General features: G+C 36.9%; 2 protein-coding genes and 1 pseudogene. All 3 read right to left on the minus strand.

What is annotated here, in order from left to right:
• Positions 1 to 288 precede the first annotated feature (288 nt).
• Entirely contained in the window at positions 289 to 1,869 is a 1,581-nt protein-coding gene (locus ACSHWW_RS14315) for an NADP-dependent glyceraldehyde-3-phosphate dehydrogenase (RefSeq protein WP_435683150.1), read from the minus strand.
• A gap of 147 nt (positions 1,870 to 2,016) precedes the next feature.
• Entirely contained in the window at positions 2,017 to 3,267 is a 1,251-nt protein-coding gene (gene ilvA, locus ACSHWW_RS14320; protein ID WP_435683151.1) for a threonine ammonia-lyase, read from the minus strand.
• A gap of 79 nt (positions 3,268 to 3,346) precedes the next feature.
• Positions 3,347 to 3,625: pseudogene (locus ACSHWW_RS14325) on the minus strand (ketol-acid reductoisomerase); the annotation flags it as partial.

Consider the following 3,625-nt stretch of genomic DNA (forward strand, 5'->3'; position numbering starts at 1 on the left):
GTTTGTTTTCATAGCACACACCTTTTTAGTTAAACAATATTATTTGTAAGATTTGGAACTTACATTAAAAATTAACGAAAATTTTAAACAAAGGTATGACGAGAAAATCAATTAAAAATATGCGCGATTATCAGATTTGTGTTTATAATTACCCTTAAAAAAGAATACCCCTATAAATAGGGGTAAAATCTTATACTTTAAACATATGTTAGCATTTCCATTAAAATCCTGAAATATGCATAAAGCTATTATTGAAATCTTTGTGCTTTCAAAGTTTAAATGGATAGATTACAAAATATAATCCGTACTTACGAAGTTGGAAAGCTTAGCCTCCAACAATTGCTGAATGGTCTCATTGTTCAAATCATTATCCTTAAAGGCAACAAAAGTCCGAATAGAAAAGGAACGTAATGCATCATGAACACTTAAAGTTGCTTGAGCTGAATCTTTTCTACCTGTAAACGGATACATATCCGGTCCACGTTGGCATGAACTATTCAAGTTTACACGACAAACCAAGTTCACCAAGGTGTCTATTAACGGTGAAAGTGCATAAACATCTTTACCAAAAAGACTTACCTGTTGACCATAGTTACTTTCGGCCATATCATTTAAAGGCTCCTCAATATCAGAGAATGAAAGAACAGGCACAACCGGTCCAAACTGCTCCTCTTGATATACCCTCATATCTTTATTCACGGGAAAAAGTACTGCTGGCCAGATATAATTATCAAACTTCTTACCTCCTTTTTTGTTCATTATTTCTGCACCTTTTCCAATAGCATCATCAATCAACTCTTGAATATAAGCTGGCTTGCCAGGCTCTGGCAAAGGCGTAAGCTTGACACTATCTTCCCATGGGTTTCCAAATTTTAATTCATCTACTCGTTTTGAATAGCGTTTTAAAAATTCATCTTTAATATCCTCATGTACATAAATCACTTTAAGTGCCGTACATCTTTGCCCGTTGAAAGATAATGTACCAGCGATACATTCATCTATAGTCAAATCCAAATCTGCATCAGGAAGGATAATTGCAGGGTTTTTTGCTTCTAATCCTAAAACCAAACGCAAACGATTGCTTTTTGGGTGTTGCTCTTGTAACGCATTCGCAGATTTACTATTCCCTATTAATGCAAGTACATCTATTTTACCAGTCTGCATTATTGGTGCAGCTACCGCTCTACCTCTACCAAAAATAATATTTACTACTCCCTTTGGAAAAGAGGTTTGAAAAGCTTCCAACAAAGGAGTAATCAATAAAACACCATGCTTAGCTGGTTTAAAAATAACGGTGTTACCCATTATTATAGCAGGTATTAACAAAGCAAATGTTTCGTTTAGCGGGTAGTTATAAGGCCCTAAGCATAATACAACGCCTAATGATCCTCTTTTTATATGAGCATAAACACCATCGTGTTTCTGAAACTTGGCCGAATTCCGGTCTAGTTCTTTGTAATCTTCTATTGTATCATTAATATAATCCACCGTACGGTCAAATTCTTTTTGACTATCCGGTAATGACTTGCCTATCTCCCACATCAAAAGCTTTACAACAATCTCGCGCTTGGTTTTCATTTGACGCACAAAATTCTCCATACACTCAATACGGTCTTTTACATGCATGGTAGGCCAAACCCCCTGCCCTCTTTTATAGGCGCCCATAGCAGAATCCAAGGCCTCCAAGGCAGCCGGCTCTCCCATATCAGGAATACTACCCAATAAAGTTGGTTTGTACTCTTCTGTTGATGATATAGTAGAAAATACTTCAGTAGTATTTCCTGCCCATGTTTTCAGTTCGCCATTAACCAAATATTTTTTTTGGTCTATTTTTTGGTCAATCTCGTATTCTTTGGGTATTGTTTTCATTTTCAGAAGGGTTTATTATAATAGATATGATGCTACAATGAGTAGCTATACGAAAATACATAATTAAGAAATCAGAGCTTATTTTTGAGAATACTAAATATAGCTGATTAGCGTCAATTTCATAAAAGAGCTAGAAATTGTGAGAACCTAAACCAAATATTGAAAAAGGTCTGGCTTATCGTTCAAATAATCTCCGTAAAAGTTATTTGTTTTCATACGCTGGACTAAAGGCTGAAGGTCTTCCGGACTTTTTAATTCTATACCTACAATAGCAGGAGCATTCTCCCTACTCGATTTTTTAGAGTATTCAAAATGAGTAATATCATCATCAGGGCCTAAAATCTCTGCCACAAATTCTTTCAAAGCACCTGGTCTTTGCGGGAATCGAACGATAAAATAGTGCTTCAGCTGACCGTAAAGTAATGCACGCTCTTTGATCTCGGCTGTCCTAGTGATGTCGTTATTACTTCCACTAAGGATACAAACCACATTTTTGCCTTTTATTTCTTCAGCAAAACCATCTAAAGCAGAAATAGTCAATGCACCCGCAGGTTCAACAACAATAGCATCTCTATTATAAAGATCCAAAATGGTCTGACACACCTTTCCCTCTGCAACGGTAACCATATCATAAAGTCCGTTTTTACAGATTTCAAAAGTGAGGTCTCCCACTTTTTGTACCGCAGCACCATCTATAAATTTATCAATTTTAGAAAGCTCCGTATTTTTGTTCTTCTTTATGGATGTCTTCATGGATGGGGCTCCTTCTGGCTCTACTCCAATAATTTTGGTGTTTGGCGATAGCTCTTTAAAAACTCCGATTAGACCAGAGGCCAATCCTCCGCCACCAATTGCCACGAATATATAATCTATAGGCTCCTTAAATTGGTCTAACAACTCCAAGCCTACAGTCCCTTGGCCTTCTATTACCTTAGGGTCATCAAAAGGGTGAATAAACGTTTTTGCATTGCTTTCGCAGAACGTTCTAGCACTTTTTGACGAATCGTCAAAAGTATCTCCTTCCAGTACTATTGTCACCCATTCCCCACCAAACAAACGTGTTTGCTCAACTTTTTGTTTTGGGGTAACCGATGGCATATATATTGTACCCGGAATTTTTAAATGGTTACAAGCAAAAGCTACGCCTTGGGCATGATTTCCGGCACTGGCGCAAACAATTCCGTTTTTTCTTTCCTTTTCCGAAAGCGAACTTATTTTGTTGAATGCCCCGCGGATTTTATACGAACGCACCCTGTGCAAATCTTCTCTTTTGAGAAGTATATTGGAATCAAACCCTTTTGACAAACGTATGCTGGACATTAACGGAGTAACCGTTGCAACCTCTGCAATGGTAGCAGCCGCCTTTTTTATATCCGATATTTTAGGAAAATAGGTCATATTAAAAAACCCTGTCTAGATTTTAAACTTCCCTATATTCTGGAAGACTAAAAAAAACCGGACAGGGTTGTTTTATAAATTATACAATCGGCTTCATTGCCGTCATAGCACCACGAAGTCTTGCACCTACAATTTCTACATTGTGATCACGAAGTGCTTTATTAACAGTAATAAGCTTAGCGTTATCAACACCATTACCTTTACCCGCAGCATATGCTTTACCAATTACATCAGTATCTATTTTTTTCATGAAGTCAGTCAATAAAGGCTTACAAGCATGGTCAAACAAATAACAACCGTATTCAGCAGTATCAGAAATAACACGGTTCATTTCGAACAATTTCTTTCTTGCGATAGT

It is taken from the genome of Nonlabens sp. (assembly GCF_051251825.1).
Classification (GTDB): domain Bacteria; phylum Bacteroidota; class Bacteroidia; order Flavobacteriales; family Flavobacteriaceae; genus Nonlabens.

Coding starts and splice junctions, on each gene's coding strand:
- ACSHWW_RS14315 (WP_435683150.1), bottom strand. CDS start 1,869: ATGAAAACAATACCCAAAGAATACGAGATTGACCAAAAAATAGACCAA.
- ilvA (WP_435683151.1), bottom strand. CDS start 3,267: ATGACCTATTTTCCTAAAATATCGGATATAAAAAAGGCGGCTGCTACC.